Source organism: Cytobacillus sp. EB106-05-05-XG126 (genome assembly GCF_058791715.1).
The window spans coordinates 1-558 of the sequence record NZ_JBYTDU010000050.1; the positions used below are offsets into that span (position 1 = coordinate 1).

At 31.7% G+C, this 558-nt stretch carries 1 protein-coding gene; it reads left to right on the forward strand.

Going from position 1 to position 558, the window contains the following annotated elements; genetic code table 11:
* The first annotated feature begins 180 nt into the window (after nucleotides 1–180).
* Nucleotides 181–369, forward strand: a complete 189-nt coding sequence (locus tag AC3WTL_RS25680) for a hypothetical protein (RefSeq protein WP_492370283.1) — start codon at nucleotides 181–183, stop codon at nucleotides 367–369.
* Nucleotides 370–558: the final 189 nt, after the last annotated feature.

Below are 558 nucleotides of genomic sequence, written 5' to 3' on the forward strand. Positions count from 1 at the left end.
CTACCCCGGCTACCGTAATAATAAAACCATATAAAAAATGGTCAACCAGAAATATCTGGCTGACCTTATAATACGAAAAGGGGCAGGTTACTTTAAAAAGAAATTCAATTGGGCAATTCCATTATTTGTTATAATAATATTAACTTTATCACTACTTCTTTTTAAAAGGTGTTGAATATAGTGAATATTGGTTTAGGACTAATATCAATTATAGTTGCAATATTGTTTATCTCCCTGGGTCTCCTATCACATAAAAATGATGACAGAATTATTGGTAACGGATTGTTAGTTATAGGAGCAATGGTTTTGTCAATAAGTATTATATTGCTTACTGGAATATATGACCCATATGCAAACCACATTAGGTAACTTGCCAGAAAGAATGATTTTCCTGTTGTATTATAGATATACAATTAGCGCATACAAAGGATGCTAACACAAGGTCAGCTGTTAATCCGGCAGCCTCTTTTCTTTTTGAACAAAACCAGCTAATAGTTTGTCAATATTTTTCAATAAAAACTTAAAATATCTCATGCTATACTAAAAATGCGCATGCCA